We start from the raw sequence: 19,352 nt of genomic DNA, 5'->3' as shown, positions 1-19,352 counted from the left end.
AAGGCTAGAATACTAGCCTTTAAAAAACTTAAGGATTATTTAAATTGATTTTAATAGATTGTATTGATATTGATAAAGCTTACGGCGAAAAAGTTATTTTAAAAAATGTAAATTTTAGTATAAACGATGGCGAAAAAATCGCAATAATAGGTAAAAACGGGCAGGGCAAATCTACATTTTTAAAAATAATTACTAAAGAAATAGAACCTGATAATGGTAGGGTTTTGATTAATTCAAGTATAAATTTTTCTATGCTTTCTCAAAGCATTAATATAGATTATAATCTTAGCGTAGATGAATATATTAAATTAGAATTAGGCGATATTTTTAATGCTTTAAGCGAATATAATGAGATTAATTCTAAACTATCAACTAATCCAAATGATAAAGAATTATTACAAAAACAACAAATTTTATTTGATTTAATAGAGAGCAAGGACGCTTGGAGTATTGATAGTAAAATAAATAGAGCTTTAAAAGAATTTGAATTAAGTAGTTTTATAAATAGAAATCTAGCAAGTCTTAGTGGTGGAGAATTAAGAAGATTAAGCCTTGCTTGTATGCTGCTTAAATCTCCTGATATTTTGATTTTAGATGAGCCTACGAACCACTTAGATGTAACTATGTGTAAATACCTTGAAGATATGTTAAAAGCTAGTAAAAAATGTGTTATTTTTATAAGTCACGATAGATATTTTATAGACAACATTGCAAGTAAATGCGTAGAAATAGAAGATGCAAAATTAAGAGAATTTGAAGGTGGGTATTCAAATTATTTACAAGCTAAGGCAAGATTACTAGAAAGCCTTAATAAAAGCTATGAAACCTTAGTAAAACAATTAAAAAGCGAAGAAGAATGGTTGCGTCGTGGGGTAAAAGCAAGGCTTAAGCGAAATGAAGGCAGAAAAGAGCGTATTTTTAAAATGCGTGAAGAGGCTAAAAAAAATCCTAGTATTTTGAATAGACTAAGAGTTGAACTTGCCCGTGCAAGTGATATAAAATCAAATCCACTCATAGCAAATAAGAAAAAAATGCTTTTTGAATTACACGATATTAGCCTAACGCTAGGCGAAAAATTATTATTTAAGCCATTTAATGCAAGGATTTTACAAGGTGAAAAAATAGCAATTGTAGGCAAAAACGGCTGTGGAAAATCTAGCTTTTTACAAATTTTACTTGAAAAACTTCGCCCTAGCAGTGGTTTTATTAAAAAAGGTGAGATAAATATAGGATATTTTGACCAGAAAAAAAGTGATTTAAAAGATGATGAAACTTTGATTGAGTATTTTTGTCCAAATGGTGGAGATACTATCAATGTGAAAGGCTCTAATATGCATGTATATGGATATTTAAAGCATTTTTTATTTCCTAAAGAACAACTTACTTATAAAATTGGCTCACTTAGTGGTGGCGAAAAAAGTAGGGTGGCTTTAGCAAAACTTTTTACAAAAGATTATGAGGTATTAATTTTAGATGAGCCTACTAATGATTTAGATATTGCTACGATTAATATTTTAGAGCAGTATTTAATGGATTTTAAAGGTGCTTTGATATTTGTAAGTCATGATAGATATTTTACGGATAGACTTGCTACTAAGCTTTTTGCCTTTTCAAATCAATCAATTGAAATTGAAACTATGAAATTTAGTGAGCTTTTAGAATTAAACGATGAATTAAGCGAGTTAAATAGCGAAATAGAAAATGATAAAGAAAAACCAGTAAAAGTTGAGCGTAAAAAAAGCGTAAAATTAAGCTATAAACAAAATAAAATCCTAGAAGAACACCCAGTTAAAATTGAAGAGATTGAAAAAGAAATTAGATTATTAAATGAATACTTAAGCGACCCTACAAAATATGAAAAATATGGGATATTGGCTCTTAATGAAAGACTTGAGAATTTAAATCAGGAATTAGAGCTTTTAGAAAATGAGTATTACGAAGTTTTAGAACTTACAGAAAGGTTAGAAAATGTTGATAATTAGTATAATTAGTGTAATTTTTGTGATTGAAACAATACTTAAATTACTTGAAATAAATCATATTAAAACAAAAACAAATAAAGGTTTTTTAAGTGATGAGCAATTTATAGAATTTAAAAATATAGCTATAGTTGAGCATAAATTTTCAATACTAAATAATTTTTTAGCACTTATTTTAAATTGCGTATTTATATTGGTGTTATTTAATGTATTAAAGGTTCATTTTGAGCCTAATTCACTGCTTGATAATACTATTTTAGTTTTATTGTATTTTATTATAAATTCTTGTATTCTAACTTGCTTAGATTATTATAAAACTATGGTTGTTGATACCAAGCACGGCTTTAATAAGAAAACTCCTAAAATGTATTTTAAAGACCTTTTAAAATCATTAATCTTATTAGTAATTATAGGTGGAGCTTTAGTTTATATTTTGCTTTTTGCTATTGCTAAATTAGGCGAGTTTTGGTGGATAGGTGGCTTTGCTATTTTATTTATTTTTAGTCTTTTAGCTATGGTTATTTATCCTAATTTTATAGTTCCATTGTTTAATAAATTAAGCCCTGTAGAAGGTGAATTAAGAGATGATATTGCAAAATTATTAGATGAATGTGGCTTTAAAAGTAATGGGGTATTTAGTATGGACGCTAGTAAAAATGATACCAGACTTAATGCTTATTTTGCGGGTATGTTTGGAGCAAAAAAAGTAGTTCTTTATGATACTTTAATCAATGCTATGAGTAAAGATGAATTACTTGCCGTATTAGCTCACGAATTAGGGCATTTTAAACATAAAGATATTTTAAGAATGCTTTTTATAAGTGGTTTAAATCTATTAATTACCTTTGCGTTTTTTGGATATTTTTCAAGTTTTTTTGAAAATCAATTTAATTTAGAAGGCTTTGTATCTAGTCCGTTGTTTGCTTTTATTATGGTAGGCTCGGCAATTTCGTTTATTTTAAGTCCTATTTTAAATTCTTTATCAAGAAAAAATGAATTTAGTGCAGATAAACATGGGGCAATAAAAACTAGCAAAAACGATATGATAAGTGCTTTAAAGGTATTAGCTATTCATAATAAAGCCTTGTTAGATCATAACGCTATTTATGAAATGATTTATAAAACTCATCCGAGTTTAAGTAGAAGAATAAGTGCATTAAATGATAGCCACATTTAACGAATTAAAAGCCCTAAGCAATGAAATAATTGCAAGACAGATTATAATGGAGTATTTTTCATATTCAATGCTTGAGTATTCAGTCGCAAGGGCAAATGTGATAAATCCAAGCGATAAAATTAAACTTTTAAGTATTGCAAACGAATACAAAAACGGCACTCCATTACAATACATATTCTCAAAAACTTATATAAAAGATTTAGAATTTAAATGTGCTAAAGGAGTGTTAATTCCTAGAAATGATACTGAAATACTAATAGATTTAGCAATAAATCTAATAAATCAAAATAACATAAAAAATATTTTTGAAATAGGTTTTGGAAGTGGGATTATTAGTATATTTTTAAAATTATTTACAAAAGCAAATATAAAAGCTTGTGATATAAACAAATTAGCCTTAAAACTAGCCAATGAAAATGCTAAATTGCATAATATAAATTGTGATTTTTTTATTAGCGATTTTATGAAAGTTAATTTTAAAGACTATGAACTAATTATCTCAAATCCTCCATATATTAGCACCGAATATAATTTAGATAAATCAGTATTAAAAGAGCCTAAAACAGCGCTTTTTGGTGGTAAAAAAGGATATGAGATATTATTTAAAATAATTGATAAATGTTATTTAGAAAATGTGAGATTTTTAATGTGCGAATTTGGATATGATCAAAAAGAAATCCTAAATGATTATCTAAAAGAAAAGAATTTTAAGGCTAGTTTTTATAAAGATTTAAATGGTTTTGATAGAGTTTTTATAGCAGAAAGGTTAGATTATGAAAAAAATTAATGATTTTTTATTAGCTGGAATAATTTTTGTAGAATTATTCATAGGAATTGTTGTTGCTCCTATTATTTTTTATCCTAGTGCAATTATTGGAGATGGGATTTTAAGCCACTTTCAAAGCGGACTTTTGATGACACAAGTGTTTGTAAAATTTAATTATTTGTTACTTTTCGTAAGCTTTTTAAATATTATTTATGAAAGTATTTCAAATAAATTATTTAGTTTAAAGCCAATTTTAAGCCTAATAATTTTGATTTTAGCCTTAGTGTTTGTATTTTATCATACAGCTAATGTGCTTGATATGCAGGCTTTAGGCATTACTGATAGTAAAGATTTTAATGATAATCATAAGCAAAGTGAAATGATTTTTAAAGTTATGGTTATTTTACAATTAATATTATTTTTTACTAAGAAAAAAGAAAAATAGGCTATAATCGGCAAAATTTAAAAGGAGTTTAGTATGCAAATTAACAATAACATACAAAGCAATGTCTTAATGGCTCAAAATAAACCTACTCAAAAAGTTGAAGATACTTCGGTAGAACAACTAAATGAGAAAAAAGTAAGTGAAGAAAAATTAAGCGAGAAAAAATATCAAGAAATCAGCACTCAACAAGATGAAATGATTTCAAAAATTCAAAATAATAATACAAATAAAGCTGATTTGAAAAATGATTTAGAAAAAATAGAAAATAGTTTAAAAACAGCAAATAACAATAACGATAGATTTAAAAATGAAGATTTTTCTAAATTAAACGCTAATTTTTTAAAGCAAAATGAAGAAAGTTTTAAAAACGCTCAGCAAGTTAATTTTAACCAAACTCAAATAGCGTCATTATTAGCGTAATTTTAAGGGTTTTTTAGCCCTTAAAATTGATATTCAAGAGATTTTGAAATTCTTTGTATTTTAGCGCTTCTTGTTTCTTCATTATTTAAAGTAATTTCTATATCAATATTTGTCTTTTTACTAGCAGTATTTATTATTTTGTAAAAATATAAAAAATCATTTTTATAAGGCAAATTAAATTCATTTTTTGGCAGTTTTAAAAATTGAACCAAATACCCTTCAATTATTATATGTTCAATTTCATTTTTACTAGCAATCACAAAATAATCGTTATTATCCTTAACTCCTAAATAACTAATAATGCAATCATTTACATAATAAGACCTTAGCATTATTTCTTCTTTTGAATTATAAAATTCATCATTTTGCTTAACACAAGCTGTAAAACATATCAAAATTACTAAAAATAAAGCTTTTTTCATTACTTCTCTTTCGTTTAATTTATAAATTTATAATTTTTAATAAAAAAGGTTAATCAATGAAAAAAGCATTCGCATTTACTGGCCCATCAAATTCGGGCAAAACTACACTAATTTGTAAAATTTCAGAGCATTTACAAAAGCTTGGCTTAAAGGTAGCAATAATTAAGCACGACCCAAAAGATAAAGCAGTATTTGATACGAATGGTAAAGATAGTTTTAAATTCTATCAAACGGGTGCTGAAGTTGCAGTTTTAAGCCCTGTAAAAACTACTATTTTTTATCACGAAAGCTTAGAAATAGAGCAGATAATAAAGCAATTTAGTGCTGATATTGTTTTAGTTGAAGGACTTAAAAGTTTGCCTTTACCAAGATTATGTGTGTTTTGCAAAGAAGTTGATGAGAGTTATTTAGAATATTCTTTAGCATTAGCTAGTTATTCTAATAAAGATTATGGTTTAAAGCAATTTAATTTAGATGATATTGCTAGTATTAGTGAATTTGTTTTGAATAATGCTAAGGAGATTTAATGCAAGAAATAATAGAAGCTATAAAACAAAGCGTTTTAAAGATTAAGCAAAGCTTTGATAACCCTGAATATGGCTATACAGAATTAAGCAATGCTAGCGGGGATTTACAATTAAAACAAGATGTATTAAGCGATATGATAATTACAAACGAGCTTAGTAAAATTGGCTCAATTAAAGCAATTATCAGTGAAGAAAAAGAAAATCCACAATTTTTATACGATGATGCAAAATATATAGTTGCGTATGACCCACTTGATGGTTCTTCTTTATTTGATGTTAATTTTGCAGTAGGAAGTATATTTGCCATCTATGAAAATACTGCAGAGCCTAATAGTTTAAAAGCAGCTATTTATTCAATTTATGGTCCTAGAACCCAATTAGTAGTTTGTATAAATGAACCAAAATTATATGAATACGATGGAAAAGAATTTAAATTCTTAAAAGATTTAAAACTAAATGAAAAAGGTAAATTAAACGCAACAGGCGGCACTCAAAAAGATTGGAGTAAAGCTCATAAAGCAATGATTGATAAAATATTTAGTGATGGATACCGCTTAAGATATAGTGGTGCTATGGTTAGTGATTTGCATCAGATTTTAATAAAAGGTGGGGGATTGTTTTCATATCCAAATACAAGCGAAGCTACATTAAATGATGGTAAATTAGGAAAACTTAGGGCTTTATTTGAAGTATTTCCTTTCGCTTATATTTATGAAAAAGCTGGTGGATTTTCAAGTGATGGGATAAAAGGCTCTAAAGGATATGAGAGTTTGCTTAATTTAAAATTTAGCACAATTCACGCAAGCACACCTTGTTATCTTGGTTCAATCAGTGAAAAGGCATATTTAGATGAATATTTATGAGAGTAATTTGCAAATTGCTAAAAAGAATTTGCAAGATTGCCAACAAAAAACACAAAATAAATTATCTTGTATAGATTGTGAAAAGCTCTGTGAGTGCGATATAAGAAATGCTTTTGTAAAGGCTACTTATGAAAATATGTCGCAAGGTGCTTCACAAGATTTTAATTTTTAAGGATTTAGATGAAAACATATATTACAACTCCAATTTATTATGTAAATGACAAAGCTCATATAGGTCACGCATATACTACTATAATTGCTGATACGCTTGCTAGATTTGCTAGACTTAAAGGAGATGAGACTTTCTTTTTAACAGGCACTGATGAGCATGGTCAAAAAATAGAAGAAAGCGCTATCAAAAATAACGAAAGCCCAAAAGCTTATGCTGATAAAGTTAGTAAAAGTTTTAAAGATTTGTGGGCTGAACTTGAAATTAGTAATGATTATTTTATTAGAACAACTGATGAAAATCATAAAAATTGCGTTCGTAAGATTTTTTTAAAAATGTATGAAAAAGGCGATATTTATAAAGATGAATACGAAGGTCATTATTGTGTATCTTGCGAGACTTTTCATACAAAAACTCAATTACTTGATAATGATAAATGTCCTGATTGTAAAAAGCCTACTAGAATTTTAAAAGAAGAAAGCTATTTTTTTAGATTAAGCAAATACCAAGATAGATTATTAAAATGGTATGAAGATAATCCTACTTGCATTATGCCAGCTAGCAAAAAAAACGAAGTAATAGCATTTGTAAAACAAGGCTTAAGGGATTTATCGGTAACTAGAACTAGCTTTTCTTGGGGTATAAAAATACCTGATGAATTAAATGATAGTAAGCATATAGTTTATGTATGGCTTGATGCTTTGAGTAATTATTTGAGTGCTTTAGGGTATTTAGATAATGATGAAAAAATGTCTTTTTGGCCTGCAAATATTCAATTAGTTGGTAAAGATATTTTAAAATTCCACGCAATTTATTGGCCTTGTTTTTTAATGAGCCTTGATTTAGAGTTGCCTAAAATGATAGGAGCGCACGGCTGGTGGACGGTTGAAGGCGAAAAAATGAGTAAAAGTGTAGGAAATGTAATAAATCCTATTGATGTTAAAAATGAATTTGGCAATGAGCCTTTAAGATATTTTTTATTATCTCAAATGCCTTTTGGAAATGATGGAGATTTTAGCAAACTTGCAATGGTTAATAAAATAAATGCTGAATTAGTAAATGAATTAGGTAATTTATTAAGCAGAAGCATATCAATGGCTAAAAAATATTTTGATTTGAAAGTGGAATTTGAATCAGGATTTAGCGAAGAATTAAATAAGGCAAATGAATATTTTAAAGCAAGTATAAATGCTATAAATGAGCTTAGAATGAATGAATATATAAGCGAAATTATGAAAGCTTTAAGTATAGCAAATGCGATGGTTTCAAAATATGAGCCTTGGACTATGATGAAAAACAACGAAAGCAAACAAACTCAAAGCTTATTAGCAGTAATTTTTAACATTTTAAAAAATGCTAGTATTTTATTAAGTCCTGTTATGCCAAAAGCTAGTGCAAAAATAGCTAATGCTTTAGGAGTAAATATTGATACTAAAACATATAACGATATGTTTAATTTACAAAAAGAATTTAATTTAAACGAATGCGAACATTTATTCTCAAGAGTTGAGCTTAAAGTTGAAAGCAAAGAAGAAGTAAAAAAAGAATTAAAAGAGCCAAAAATCAAAATTGATGATTTTGCAAAAATCAAAATGCAAGTAGCAACCGTCTTAGAATGTGAAAATGTAGAAGGTAGTGAGAAATTATTAAAATTCCAACTTGATTTAGGAACTGAAAAAAGACAAGTTTTAAGCGGAATTGCGAAATATTATAATGCTAAAGATTTAGTTGGCAAACAAATTATTTTACTTGCTAATTTAGAGAGTAGAAAAGTATTTAAGCATTTAAGTGAAGGTATGATTTTAAGTGCTAAAAATTCAGATGAAAGCTTAGTTTTATTAACACCGCTTACTAAATGTGAAAATGGTGCTGTGATTGGATAAAAATTGGAAATAACTAATTTTTCAGAATTAATTAATGCAAAAATTATTAATAAGCCTAGTGTTTCTAGGCTTAAAGATTTTTGCCTTAATTTAAATAGCGTTACTAATGCTAGTGCGTTTTTTACCAATGAACAAGCATTGGCAAATGAAGCTATTAAAAAAGGTGCTTATGCGATAATTAGCACTAAGGATTTATCAATTAGTGATAAAGAAGTAGCATTTTTAAAAATAAATGATTTTGAATTTGCTTTAACAAGATTGCTTGCGTTTTATTCAATTGATAAAAGGGTGGTTTTATTAGATGAATTAAGCATAGAATGTTTAAATAGGCTAAATATTACTACTTTAAAAAATGACTTATTTTATGATTTTGAAAATATTTTAAAAAATAATTTAATCTTTTGCTCAAGCAAGGAATATTTAGATAAATTAAGCTTAAGCTATGAAAATGTAAAGTATTCTTATGAAATTATTAAACGCTCTAGTTTTTTTTATCAAGATTTAATATTAAATGATGAGTATTATTACAATGTTTTTATACCTATAATATTTACAGAACAATTTGCGAAAATCAATGTATTTAAAGAACTAAATATCAATTATTCAAATCTTAAATTATTAGATTTTATATTTTTAAATGATAATAGTGAAATAGTCAAAATGAGCGAAGGCTCTAAGGTTGTGTTTTTTGAAAATAACGAATTAATCATTAGCGAAATCAAAAAACATTTAAATTTATTTGAAATCACCGAAATAAAAAATCATACTTATATGTTATATAAAGGCGATAAAAATAAATTTATTAATGAATTAAATGTATTTAACGAAGGGTTATTTTTATGATTTATATAGTTTCTTTTGCGTTTTCTTTTTTGATGCTTTATTATTTAGCTTTAGTATTGCAGTTAAATAATTATAAATTTAAAAGAGTTTTATTTAATTTTTCTAAAAAGCGTTGGCATTTTTATTATCTAATAGCACCATTTTTACTCTATGTAATTACTTGTGATATTAATCATTTTTTAGCCTTAGGAGTGGCTATAATTTATCTTTTAGCTTTAATTTTTTTAGCAAAAAATATTGATAAACCTTTAGTATTTACAGCTAGGATTAAGAGATTATTTTTATTTAATTTATTAGGTGCTTTTATATTTACCCCAATTCATTTTTATTACAAACTTGACCCACATACCTTAGATATTATAATTTTTGCATTTTTACTTTCGTATATTTGTGAGTATTTTGTAAATAAGAGTTTTTATGATAAAGCTTACAATAAAATAAGCAATTTAAAAGATTGTAAAGTAGTATTAATCACTGCAAGTTATGGCAAAACAAGTATCAAACATTACCTAGCTAGTATTACTCAAAACTATTTTAAAATTCATTATGCTAAAGGAAGTATTAATACTCTTTTAGGGCTTATTAAAGATATTAATGAAAACCTAGACCTAAATACAAATTTATTAATAATAGAAGCAGGTGCTAGAAAAAAGGGCGATATAGAAGAAATCACAAAATTAGTCCGCCCTCATTATGTAATAATAGGACAAATTGGCACAGCTCATTTAGAATATTTTAAAAATATAGAAAATACTAAAGAAGTTAAAAAAGAAGCCCTAAAAAGCACTAGATTGGAATTAGCAATCACTCATAGTAGTGTAGGTGAGAGCTTTAGCTATGATAGTGCTTTAAGTGAGATAAAAGCTAGTTTAGATGGGCTTAGTTTTAAATGCAATGATGAAAAGTATTTTGCTAATTTATTAGGTAGTTTTAATGCTAGTAATTTATGTGCTTGTATTTACCTAGCTAAGGCTTTAGGTTTAAATTACGAGCAAATTAGCAAAGAAATAGCTAATTTAAAAGCTACAGAACATAGATTACAAATCATCTCTCGTGAGCCAAAATTTATAATTGATGATGGATTTAATGGTAATTATGATGGTATGAGTGATAGTTATAGAATAATTAAAGATTATAATTTAGGCAAAAAAGTCTTAGTTAGTCCAGGCATAATTGAAGCAAGTGAAGAGTTAAATAAAAAACTATGCGAAGTAATTAATGAATGTTTTGATTTAGCAATTATTACAAGTGAGACTAATGCTAGAATATATGATGAGAATTTAAAAATTAAAAAAATCATTCTAAAAGATAAAGCAAAATTAATTGAAACTTTAGCTAATGAAACTAAAGAAAAGGATTTAATAATATTCTCAAACGATGCTCCTAATTTCATATAAAATAGAATAAAATTATTAGCTAAAAAATTTTTTAGATAATAATTTTTATTATTTACCAATTATTATCCTATGTTATTTATTATTACTTCACATTTTTAAAAGGAGATATAATGAAACAATTAACAACGGATTTTGGTAACCCAATAGGTTCAAATCAAAACTCACTTAGTGCAGGTGCAATGGGACCGCTTTTAATGCAAGATTATCAATTGATTGAAAAACTTGCTCATCAAAATAGAGAAAGAATTCCAGAGCGTGCAGTTCATGCAAAAGGAAGTGGAGCTTATGGAGAATTAAGAATAACACAAGATATTAGCAAATATACAAAAGCAAAAGTTTTTGCTAAGGGTGAAGTTACTCCACTTTTCTTACGCTTTTCAACAGTTGCAGGTGAAGCAGGTGCAGCTGATGCTGAAAGAGATGTTCGTGGTTTTGCGATTAAGTTTTACACAAAAGAAGGTATTTGGGATTTAGTAGGTAATAATACTCCTACATTTTTCTTAAGAGATGCTTACAAATTCCCTGATTTTATTCATACTCAAAAAAGAGACCCAAGAACTCATTTAAGAAGCAATAATGCTGCGTGGGATTTTTGGACTTTAACTCCTGAAGCACTACATCAAGTAACAATTCTTATGAGTGATAGAGGAATTCCTGCATCATATCGCCATATGAATGGATATGGTTCTCATACTTATTCATTTATTAATGATAAAAATGAAAGATTTTGGGTTAAATTTCACTTTAAAACCAAACAAGGAATTAAGTGCTTAACAAATGAAGAAGCAGAAAAAATCATAGCAAAAGATAGAGAATCTCATCAAAGAGATTTATACGAGAATATTGAAAAAGGAAATTTCCCTGTTTGGAGCGTAAAAGTTCAAATCCTTGCAGAAAACGAAGTTGAAAAACTTGGATTTAATCCATTTGATTTAACAAAAGTATGGCCTCATAGCATTGTTCCGTTAATTGAAGTTGGAGAAATGATATTAAATCGCAATCCACAAAATTACTTTAATGAAGTAGAGCAAGCTGCATTTAGCCCAAGCAATATTGTTCCAGGTATAAGCTTTAGCCCTGATAAAATGCTTCAAGCTAGAATTTTTAGCTATCCTGACGCACAAAGATACAGAATTGGTGCAAACTATCATCAATTACCTGTAAATAGAGCTAGAAATGAAGTTAGCACATATAATGTTGCAGGTGCTATGAATTTTGGTATAGGTGATAATTTATCTAATGGTGCTTATTATGAGCCAAATACTTTAGGTGGTGCAAGTGAAAATGCTAAATATCTTGAGCCTGATTTGGCAATAGGTAGTAGTGCAGCTAGATATGCTCCGCTTGATAATGATTTTTATACACAACCAAGAAATCTATTTAATATCTTACCTGCTGATGAAAAAGAAAGACTATATAAAAATCTAGCAGCAAGTTTTGATGGTGTAAAAGATGAAATCATTGCAAAAGCTCTAGCACATTTTGAAAAAATTAGCCCTGAATATGCAAATGGCGTAAGAAAAGCTTTAGGAAAATAAAATGCAATTAAGTAGTGCCGAATTAGCAAGATACGATGAATTATGTAAAATGGCGTTGGATTTTGCAAGAAATAATGATTACAACACTCTCCTTAACATGATAAAGGCAGGATTTAATGTTGATTTTAAAGACCATCGTGGAAACACACTTTTAATGTTGGCTTGTTATAACGGCTCTTACGAATGCGCTCAAATGCTTATTAGCAATGGTGCAAATGTTGATATGAAAAATGATAAAGGTCAAACTCCACTAGCTGGAGTTTGCTTTAAAGGTTATTTAAATATCGTAAAACTGCTAGTAGAAAATGGAGCGAATATTGATGAAAACAATGGTTTAGGAATGACTCCTTACACATTTGCTTTAATGTTTGGAAGAACTGAAATTGCTGAATATTTAGCTTCGCAAAAATCTAGTATATTAAAAAAATTAACGTTAAAACTCTTAAAACTCTTCAAAAAAGTATAAAATTTAAAGCAAATAATATTTTTTATAAATAATTAATATTATTTGCTATTTTATGATATATTTTGCAAAAAATTTTAAAGGAGATAAAATGTTAAATTGTAACAATCTAAATTCTTTTGTATTATTAACTAAAGCCCATTGACCCTTACTCTTATTTTTTAATTTCCCAATTTTTATTATTGTTTATTTTTTTAGTTTTTTATTTTTAGCATTTTAAGCTTTATAGCTTTATTTTATTTGCTTGAAAATAAATTTGTTTTATTGTTTTTAAAGGTAAAATTATGAAAAAATTTATTATTTTATTAGCATTTGTAATGCAAATTTTCGCACAAGATTTGATTAAAGTTGGAATTGACCCAGCATATGCACCATTTGGATATATGAAAGATGGTAAAGCATATGGATTTGATATAGATTTAGTAAATGAAATGGCTAAAATATTGGATATTAAAGTGGAATTTATTCCTATGGATTTTGATGGTTTAATAGGTGGTTTAAAACTTAAAAAAATTGATATGATAGCTTCAGGACTTAGAAATACACCAGAAAGAGCTAAAAGCGTTGAGTTTAGTGATTTTTACTACATAAGTAGTAATTATTTTTTAAAACAATCTTCAAGAACTGATATTATTGAAATTAATGGACTTACTATAGGAGCACAATTAGGCTCAATTCAAGCTGATATATTAGCTAGATTTAAAGATGTAAAAATATTTTTAAATGCTGATACTTCAAATTTAATTTTAGCATTAGTTGGTGGCAAAATTGATTCTGTTTTAGTAGATAAAACTGTAGCCAAAGGATATTTAAGAAATTATAAAAATTTAGTTGTATTTAAGAAAACTGAAGAAAAAACTGATGGTCTTAGTTTTGCTTTTGCTAAAGGAAATACAAAGTTAAGAGATGAATTTAATAGGGCACTTAAAATTATAAAAGATAGTGGAATTTATGATAATTTAATAAAAAAATATGATATGGAATAAGGAAAAATTATGAAAAAATTAATTATTTTATTAGCATTTGTAATGCAAATTTTCGCACAAGATTTAATTAAAGTTGGTATGTCGCCTGGTTTTGCTCCGTTTGGATATATAAAAGATGAAAAAATCGTTGGCTTTGATATAGATTTAGTAAATGAAATAGCTAAAGTGTTGGATATTAAAGTGGAATTTGTTCCTATGGATTTTGATGCTTTAATGGGTGCTGTTAAATTAGGCAAAATTGATGTGATAGCTTCAGGACTTAGCAATACTCCTGCAAGGGCAAAGAATGTTGAGTTTAGTGATATTTATTACACTGGTTCAAATTGTTTTTTAAGATTAAAATCAAGAACTGATATTAAAGATTTAAATAATTTAGTAGTAGGAGTGCAATTAGGTTCAATTCAAGCTGCAATGCTTAATGAAATTCCTTCGGCAAAACCATTTTTAAATTCTGAGATTTCAAATCTAATCTTAGCATTAGTAAATGGCAAAATAGATGCTGTTATAGTTGATAAATTAGTAGCTAGAGGATACTTAAATACCTATAAAGAAATTGAAATATTTAAAGATATAAAAGAAAAAGGTGGCACTAGCTTTGCATTTGCTAAAGGTAATATTAAATTAAGAGATGATTTTAATAAGGCTTTAGAAATTGTAAAAAGTCAAGGAATTTATGAAAAATTATTAGAAAAATATGAAATGTGATATTTTTTAATACAAATTTTGTTAATTTTGTTACAAATAGTAACGAAATTAACAAAAAAAATAATTTTTTATCATCATTAACAAAAAATATTGATATTATTATTTAAATTATTTTAAAGGAGAAAAAATGCAAAAGAGTGTTGCTAAATTATTTTTAAGACTTCGTTGATGCTTACTACTATTTTTTAATTTCCCAGATTTTATCATTGTTAATTTTTATTATTGTTAGTTTTATCATTGTTATTTAGGTTATTTTAGTTTTTTGCTTTAAGCAATTTAGTTATTTATTTTTATTAAAAGGATTAATTATGAAAAAGTTATTTTTAGGTTTTGCACTAGTTGCACAAATTTTTGCTCAAGATATTTTAAAAGTAGGAACATCTCCTGGTTATGCACCATTTGAATATATGAAAGATGGTAAAATTGTTGGATTTGATATGGATTTAGTGGAAGAAATAGCAAAAATACTAGATATTAAAGTTGAATTTGTTGCTATTGAATTTGATGGTTTAATCAATGCTTTAAAAGCAGGAAAAATTGATGTTATAGCTTCTGGAATGAATGAAACCCCACAAAGAGCAAAAAGTGTTGATTTTTCTAATTCATATTATAACGGGGTAAATTATTATGTTAAATTAAAAGAAAATACTAATATAAATTCTTTAGAAGATTTATCAAAAGGAGCTAAATTAGGAGCTCAATTAGGCACTTTACAAGCTGATGAAGTTAGTAAAATTAAAGGCGTAAAACCATATTTAAATTCTGAATTAATAGTTTTTGTTTTAGCAACGGTTAATAAAAAAATAGATGGTTTTGTATTAGACGCTGCTGTGGCTAAAGGCTATATTAATACTTATCCTGAACTTAGCGTATTTGCTAAAACACCAATTTTAGGTGATGGAGTGAGTTTTGCATTTGCTAAAGGTAATACAAAATTAAAAGATGATTTTAATAATGCCTTAAAAATTCTAAAAGACAACGGAACTTATGTAAAATTATTACAAAAATACGATTTAGATAATTAAGGAGAAAGTATGAAAAAAATTGTTTTAGCTTATAGTGGTGGGCTTGATACTTCAGCAATTATTCCTTGGCTTAAAGAAAATTATGATTGTGAAGTGTATGCTTTAGTAGCTGATGTTGGTCAAGATAAAAATGAATTAGTAGATGTTAAACAAAAGGCATTTAATTCAGGGGCAAAAGATTGTGTGGTAGTTGATTTAAAAGAAGATTTTGTTAAAAACTATATATATCCTACAATTTTAAGCGGGGCATTATATGAAGGCACATATTTACTAGGCACTTCAATGGCAAGACCGGTAATTGCTAAGGCTTTAGTTGATTATGCAATAAGCATTAATGCTGATGCTATCGCACATGGAGCTACAGGAAAAGGTAATGATCAAGTAAGATTTGAATATACTATAAACGCATTAGCACCTAAGTTAGAAGTTATAGCTCCTTGGAGAATTTGGAATATGAAATCAAGAGAAGATTTGCTTGATTTTTTAGCGTTAAAAAATATTAAAACAACAGCGAGTAAAGAAAAAATCTATAGCAAAGATGCAAACGCTTGGCATATTTCAACTGAAGGTGGAGTTTTAGAAGACACAACAACTTTTAATAATGAAGATTGTTTTTGTCTAAGTGTAAATCCAAAAATAGCTCCTAATGAAGCTGAATTAGTAAAATTAAGCATTGAAAAAGGTGTGGTTACAAAGGTAAATGATATTAGCCTAAGTCCTTACGAAGCGTTAAATAAGCTTAATGAAATAGGGGCAAAACACGGAGTTGGTAGGATTGATATTGTAGAAAATAGGCTTGTAGGAATGAAATCAAGGGGATGCTATGAAACACCTGGCGGAACAATTATAAATACTGCTTTAAGAGCGTTAGAGCAAATCGTTCTTGATAGAGATAGCTTAAAATTAAGAGCTATGTTAGGACTTGAAATGAGCTATTTAGTGTATGATGGTAAGTGGTTTTGCCCTACAAGAACTGCTATTAGTGCTGCGATTAATGAATTTAGCAAAGATTTAAATGGAGAAATAATTATAGAATTATATAAAGGCAATTGCAATGCAATGAGTAAAAGCTCTCCTAATAGTCTTTATGATAAAGATTTTGCAACTTTTAGCGAAGATGAAGTTTATAATCAATTTGATGCAGCAGGATTTATAAGACTATTTAGCTTAAGTGCAAAAATTAGAGCACTAAAAAAATCTTAATTTAATATTTTAGGTCTTTTCATTAAGACCTAAAATTATTCTATTTCTATATTTACTTTATTTGTAATCTAAACCTTTTATAGCTCTTCAAAATAATATGTATTTTAGTTTTTATACAAAGTATATTTTTATATCAAATAATATTTTTTATCAAAAAATAAATTATAAAACTATAAAATTTTATATAAATAATATTTTTTATTATCTAAAAAACTTTATAATCTTTTTACTTTAATTAAAAGGAGAAAATAATGAAAAAAATTATGTTATCTTTAAGTTTATTAGCAGGTTTAAATGCTGCTAGTTTAATTGATGAAGCAAAAGAAGCAGGTTTGGTTGCTATACCTAGCGATAAAGCCAAATTAGAAGAATTAATTAAACAATATGCACCTGATTATGTAGAATATCCTACCACTAAAGAAAGAGTTGAAATTGGTAAAAAACTATATTTTGACCCAAGAATTTCAAAAAGTGGAATTATATCTTGTAATACCTGTCATAATTTAGGTTTAGGTGGAACTGATGGAGTTCCAGCAAGTACAGGGCATAAATGGTCTCCTAATCCACATCATCTAAACTCTCCAACGGTTTATAATTCTGTATTTAATTCTTCACAATTTTGGGATGGTCGTTCAGGTCATTTACAAGACCAAGCAAAAGGGCCTATTCAATCATCAGTAGAAATGGCAGCTATACCAAGTGAAGTTGTGAGCAAAATTACTTCAATTCCTGAATATGTTAATGATTTTAAAAAAGCTTATGGAGATAAAAAAATTGATTTTGATTTAATTGCTACAAGTATTGGTATTTTTGAAAGAACCTTAATAACTCCATCAAGATTTGATGAATTTTTAAATGGTAATGAAAAAGCTTTAAGTAAAGAAGAAAAACAAGGATTAAAACTATTTATAGATAAAGGTTGCACTGCTTGTCATACAGGTATTAATCTTGGTGGGACACTACAAGCATTTGAAGTAGCTAATAAATATAAATATGCAAATATAGGTGATTTTAAAGGAGATAGCGATGGTTTAATTAAAGCTCCTACATTAAGAAACATTGAATTAACCGCACCTTATTATCATAATGGTGCTATTTGGGAATTAGATGAAGCTGTTAAATTAATGGGAAAAATCCAATTAGGAATAGAAATAAATGATGAAGAATCACAATTAATAATTACATTCTTAAAATCACTAACAGGTAAAATGCCTGATATTACATATCCTAGCTTACCTGCTTCAACTTCTAAAACAATCAAACCTGATTTAGAATATTAAAACATTCCTAGCTAAATGCTAGGAATTTAAATTAAAATAATGCTTCTTTATTTTCTTCAACTTTTGGGATAAATAGTTTTAATCCACCTAGCATATGAAAATGTAAATGAAACACTTCTTGTCCTGCATCAGCACCTACATTAGTAAGTAATTTATATCCGCTCTTATCAAGTCCTAATAATTTTGCAACTTCGTGAATAAAATCTGTCATTTTTGCCATTGTAGCACCATCAACATCTTGAAAACTTACAAATCTTTTTTTAGGAATTATTAATATATGAACAGGAGCTTTTGGGTCTATATCGTGAAATGCTAAAAATTCATCATTTTCTAAAACTTTACTAGATGGGAGTTCGCCTATTACAATTCTTTCAAAAACATTTAAATCGCTCATTTTCTTTCCTTTTTTTAATAGTCTTAATCGTTTATTTATGTAATTTACACTAAAATTGTAAAAAATCAATAAAAAGGCTAACTCTTGGAAGATATTTTAATTAGTTTAGATAATTGTTCTTCGCTTGAAGAATTAGAGCAAATAAAGGTGCAAATTCTTGGTAAAAAAGGTTATTTAACAAGTGAATTTGCTAAGTTAAAAGACTTAGAAGGTGATGAAAAAAAACAAAGAGCAGAAATTTTAAATAAATTAAGAGATGAATTTAACGATAAATTTACTCAAAAGCAAAAATATTTAAAAGATGAATTTATAAAAGCAAAAGCTAAAAAAGATGCTTTCAATTTTGCTTATTTTGATGAGCGTTCAAATTCTGGTGCTCTTCATCCCGTAATGAGCACAATGGATAAGATAATTGATTATTTTTTAAGACAAAATTTTAGTCTTGAAGAAGGTCCGTTGATTGAAGATGACTTTCATAATTTTGAAGCTTTAAATTTACCTAAATCACATCCTGCTAGAGATATGCAAGATACTTTTTATTTTATAGATAAATTACTACTTAGAACTCAAACAAGTCCGGTGCAAATAAGAACTATGAAAAAACAAAATCCACCTATTAGAATGATTGCACCTGGTGCCGTATTTAGAAGAGATTTTGATATTACACACACTCCTATGTTTCATCAAATAGAAATGCTTGTGGTTGAAGATGGAGATAAAATATCTTTTGCTAATTTAAAATATGTTTTAGAAGAATTTTTAAGATATATGTTCGGAGATGTAAAAGTTAGATTTCGTCCAAGCTTTTTCCCATTCACAGAGCCTAGTGCAGAAGTTGATATATCTTGTGTATTCTGCGGCGGTTGT

General features: G+C 27.3%; 21 protein-coding genes. 19 read left to right on the top strand and 2 right to left on the bottom strand.

Going from position 1 to position 19,352, the window contains the following annotated elements; genetic code table 11:
- The first annotated feature begins 44 nt into the window (after nt 1–44).
- Genes abc-f through AVBRAN12654_RS03515 form a run of 5 tightly spaced genes read left to right on the top strand, consistent with a single transcriptional unit; the run spans nt 45 to nt 4,787 of the window.
- Entirely contained in the window at nt 45–1,982 is a 1,938-nt protein-coding gene (gene abc-f, locus AVBRAN12654_RS03535) for a ribosomal protection-like ABC-F family protein (protein ID WP_336613954.1), read from the top strand.
- Nucleotides 1,969–3,156 (top strand): M48 family metallopeptidase, encoded by a 1,188-nt coding sequence (locus AVBRAN12654_RS03530; RefSeq protein ID WP_336613953.1) that lies wholly within the window; start codon nt 1,969–1,971, stop codon nt 3,154–3,156. Before abc-f ends, AVBRAN12654_RS03530 begins: the two co-directional genes overlap by 14 nt.
- Nucleotides 3,140–3,943, top strand: a complete 804-nt coding sequence (locus AVBRAN12654_RS03525; RefSeq protein ID WP_336613952.1) for a HemK/PrmC family methyltransferase — start codon at nt 3,140–3,142, stop codon at nt 3,941–3,943. The genes AVBRAN12654_RS03530 and AVBRAN12654_RS03525 overlap by 17 nt, the downstream gene beginning before the upstream one ends.
- The gene (locus tag AVBRAN12654_RS03520; protein ID WP_214120461.1) at nt 3,930–4,367 is read left to right on the top strand and encodes a DUF4149 domain-containing protein; all 438 of its coding nucleotides are present in this window, start codon (nt 3,930–3,932) and stop codon (nt 4,365–4,367) included. The genes AVBRAN12654_RS03525 and AVBRAN12654_RS03520 overlap by 14 nt, the downstream gene beginning before the upstream one ends.
- Before the next feature lie 33 nt (nt 4,368–4,400).
- Nucleotides 4,401–4,787, top strand: coding sequence for a hypothetical protein (locus AVBRAN12654_RS03515; RefSeq protein WP_336608544.1), 387 nt, complete (start codon nt 4,401–4,403; stop codon nt 4,785–4,787).
- Between the two features lie 20 nt (nt 4,788–4,807).
- On the opposite strand, the gene AVBRAN12654_RS03510 is transcribed toward AVBRAN12654_RS03515, so the two are convergent.
- Complete coding sequence (locus tag AVBRAN12654_RS03510) at nt 4,808–5,209, bottom strand: hypothetical protein (protein ID WP_336608543.1); 402 nt, start codon at nt 5,207–5,209, stop codon at nt 4,808–4,810.
- 56 nt (nt 5,210–5,265) lie between these two features.
- Between AVBRAN12654_RS03510 and mobB the strand changes: the two genes are divergently transcribed.
- The 13 genes from mobB to AVBRAN12654_RS03445 all read left to right on the top strand — a co-directional run bounded on the left by mobB (nt 5,266) and on the right by AVBRAN12654_RS03445 (nt 18,091).
- A complete protein-coding gene (gene mobB / locus AVBRAN12654_RS03505; protein ID WP_214117536.1) occupies nt 5,266–5,736 on the top strand; it encodes a molybdopterin-guanine dinucleotide biosynthesis protein B in 471 nt (156 codons plus the stop codon).
- Nucleotides 5,736–6,599: a class 1 fructose-bisphosphatase gene (locus tag AVBRAN12654_RS03500; RefSeq protein WP_214117535.1), complete on the top strand. Its 864-nt coding sequence runs from the start codon at nt 5,736–5,738 to the stop codon at nt 6,597–6,599. Before mobB ends, AVBRAN12654_RS03500 begins: the two co-directional genes overlap by 1 nt.
- Nucleotides 6,586–6,771, top strand: coding sequence for a hypothetical protein (locus AVBRAN12654_RS03495; RefSeq protein ID WP_214117534.1), 186 nt, complete (start codon nt 6,586–6,588; stop codon nt 6,769–6,771). The genes AVBRAN12654_RS03500 and AVBRAN12654_RS03495 overlap by 14 nt, the downstream gene beginning before the upstream one ends.
- A gap of 8 nt (nt 6,772–6,779) precedes the next feature.
- On the top strand, nt 6,780–8,651 hold the full coding sequence (gene metG / locus AVBRAN12654_RS03490) for a methionine--tRNA ligase (RefSeq protein WP_336609514.1): 1,872 nt from the start codon (nt 6,780–6,782) through the stop codon (nt 8,649–8,651).
- A 3-nt stretch (nt 8,652–8,654) separates the two neighbouring features.
- On the top strand, nt 8,655–9,494 hold the full coding sequence (locus tag AVBRAN12654_RS03485) for a hypothetical protein (RefSeq protein ID WP_336613951.1): 840 nt from the start codon (nt 8,655–8,657) through the stop codon (nt 9,492–9,494).
- A complete protein-coding gene (locus tag AVBRAN12654_RS03480; RefSeq protein WP_336613950.1) occupies nt 9,491–10,891 on the top strand; it encodes a UDP-N-acetylmuramoyl-tripeptide--D-alanyl-D-alanine ligase in 1,401 nt (466 codons plus the stop codon). Before AVBRAN12654_RS03485 ends, AVBRAN12654_RS03480 begins: the two co-directional genes overlap by 4 nt.
- 110 nt (nt 10,892–11,001) lie before the next feature.
- Nucleotides 11,002–12,429, top strand: a complete 1,428-nt coding sequence (locus AVBRAN12654_RS03475) for a catalase (protein ID WP_336607978.1) — start codon at nt 11,002–11,004, stop codon at nt 12,427–12,429.
- A gap of 1 nt (nt 12,430) precedes the next feature.
- A complete protein-coding gene (locus AVBRAN12654_RS03470; protein ID WP_214117529.1) occupies nt 12,431–12,895 on the top strand; it encodes an ankyrin repeat domain-containing protein in 465 nt (154 codons plus the stop codon).
- Between the two features lie 281 nt (nt 12,896–13,176).
- Complete coding sequence (locus AVBRAN12654_RS03465) at nt 13,177–13,878, top strand: ABC transporter substrate-binding protein (RefSeq protein WP_336613949.1); 702 nt, start codon at nt 13,177–13,179, stop codon at nt 13,876–13,878.
- A 9-nt stretch (nt 13,879–13,887) separates the two neighbouring features.
- Nucleotides 13,888–14,583 carry a transporter substrate-binding domain-containing protein gene (locus AVBRAN12654_RS03460; RefSeq protein ID WP_336607976.1) on the top strand — a complete coding sequence of 232 codons (696 nt, stop codon included), beginning with the start codon at nt 13,888–13,890 and terminating at the stop codon, nt 14,581–14,583.
- Nucleotides 14,584–14,891: 308 nt separating this feature from the next.
- Nucleotides 14,892–15,608: a transporter substrate-binding domain-containing protein gene (locus AVBRAN12654_RS03455; RefSeq protein WP_214117526.1), complete on the top strand. Its 717-nt coding sequence runs from the start codon at nt 14,892–14,894 to the stop codon at nt 15,606–15,608.
- A 9-nt stretch (nt 15,609–15,617) separates the two neighbouring features.
- Nucleotides 15,618–16,811 carry an argininosuccinate synthase gene (locus AVBRAN12654_RS03450; RefSeq protein ID WP_214117525.1) on the top strand — a complete coding sequence of 398 codons (1,194 nt, stop codon included), beginning with the start codon at nt 15,618–15,620 and terminating at the stop codon, nt 16,809–16,811.
- 251 nt (nt 16,812–17,062) lie between these two features.
- Entirely contained in the window at nt 17,063–18,091 is a 1,029-nt protein-coding gene (locus AVBRAN12654_RS03445; protein WP_336607124.1) for a cytochrome-c peroxidase, read from the top strand.
- Nucleotides 18,092–18,122: 31 nt separating this feature from the next.
- Here AVBRAN12654_RS03445 and AVBRAN12654_RS03440 read toward each other — a convergent pair whose 3' ends face one another.
- A complete protein-coding gene (locus AVBRAN12654_RS03440; RefSeq protein ID WP_214120332.1) occupies nt 18,123–18,485 on the bottom strand; it encodes a histidine triad nucleotide-binding protein in 363 nt (120 codons plus the stop codon).
- 84 nt (nt 18,486–18,569) lie between these two features.
- On the opposite strand from AVBRAN12654_RS03440, the gene AVBRAN12654_RS03435 reads away from it, so the two are divergent.
- The coding region (locus tag AVBRAN12654_RS03435; protein WP_336613948.1) for a phenylalanine--tRNA ligase subunit alpha at nt 18,570–19,352 on the top strand (783 nt) is incomplete at its 3' end.

Origin of the sequence: Campylobacter sp. RM12654, assembly GCF_020137585.1 — a bacterium.
Classification (GTDB): Bacteria; Campylobacterota; Campylobacteria; order Campylobacterales; family Campylobacteraceae; genus Campylobacter_E.
The sequence above is the reverse complement of the archived record's forward strand: the minus strand, read 5'-3'. Positions and strand labels throughout refer to the sequence as shown.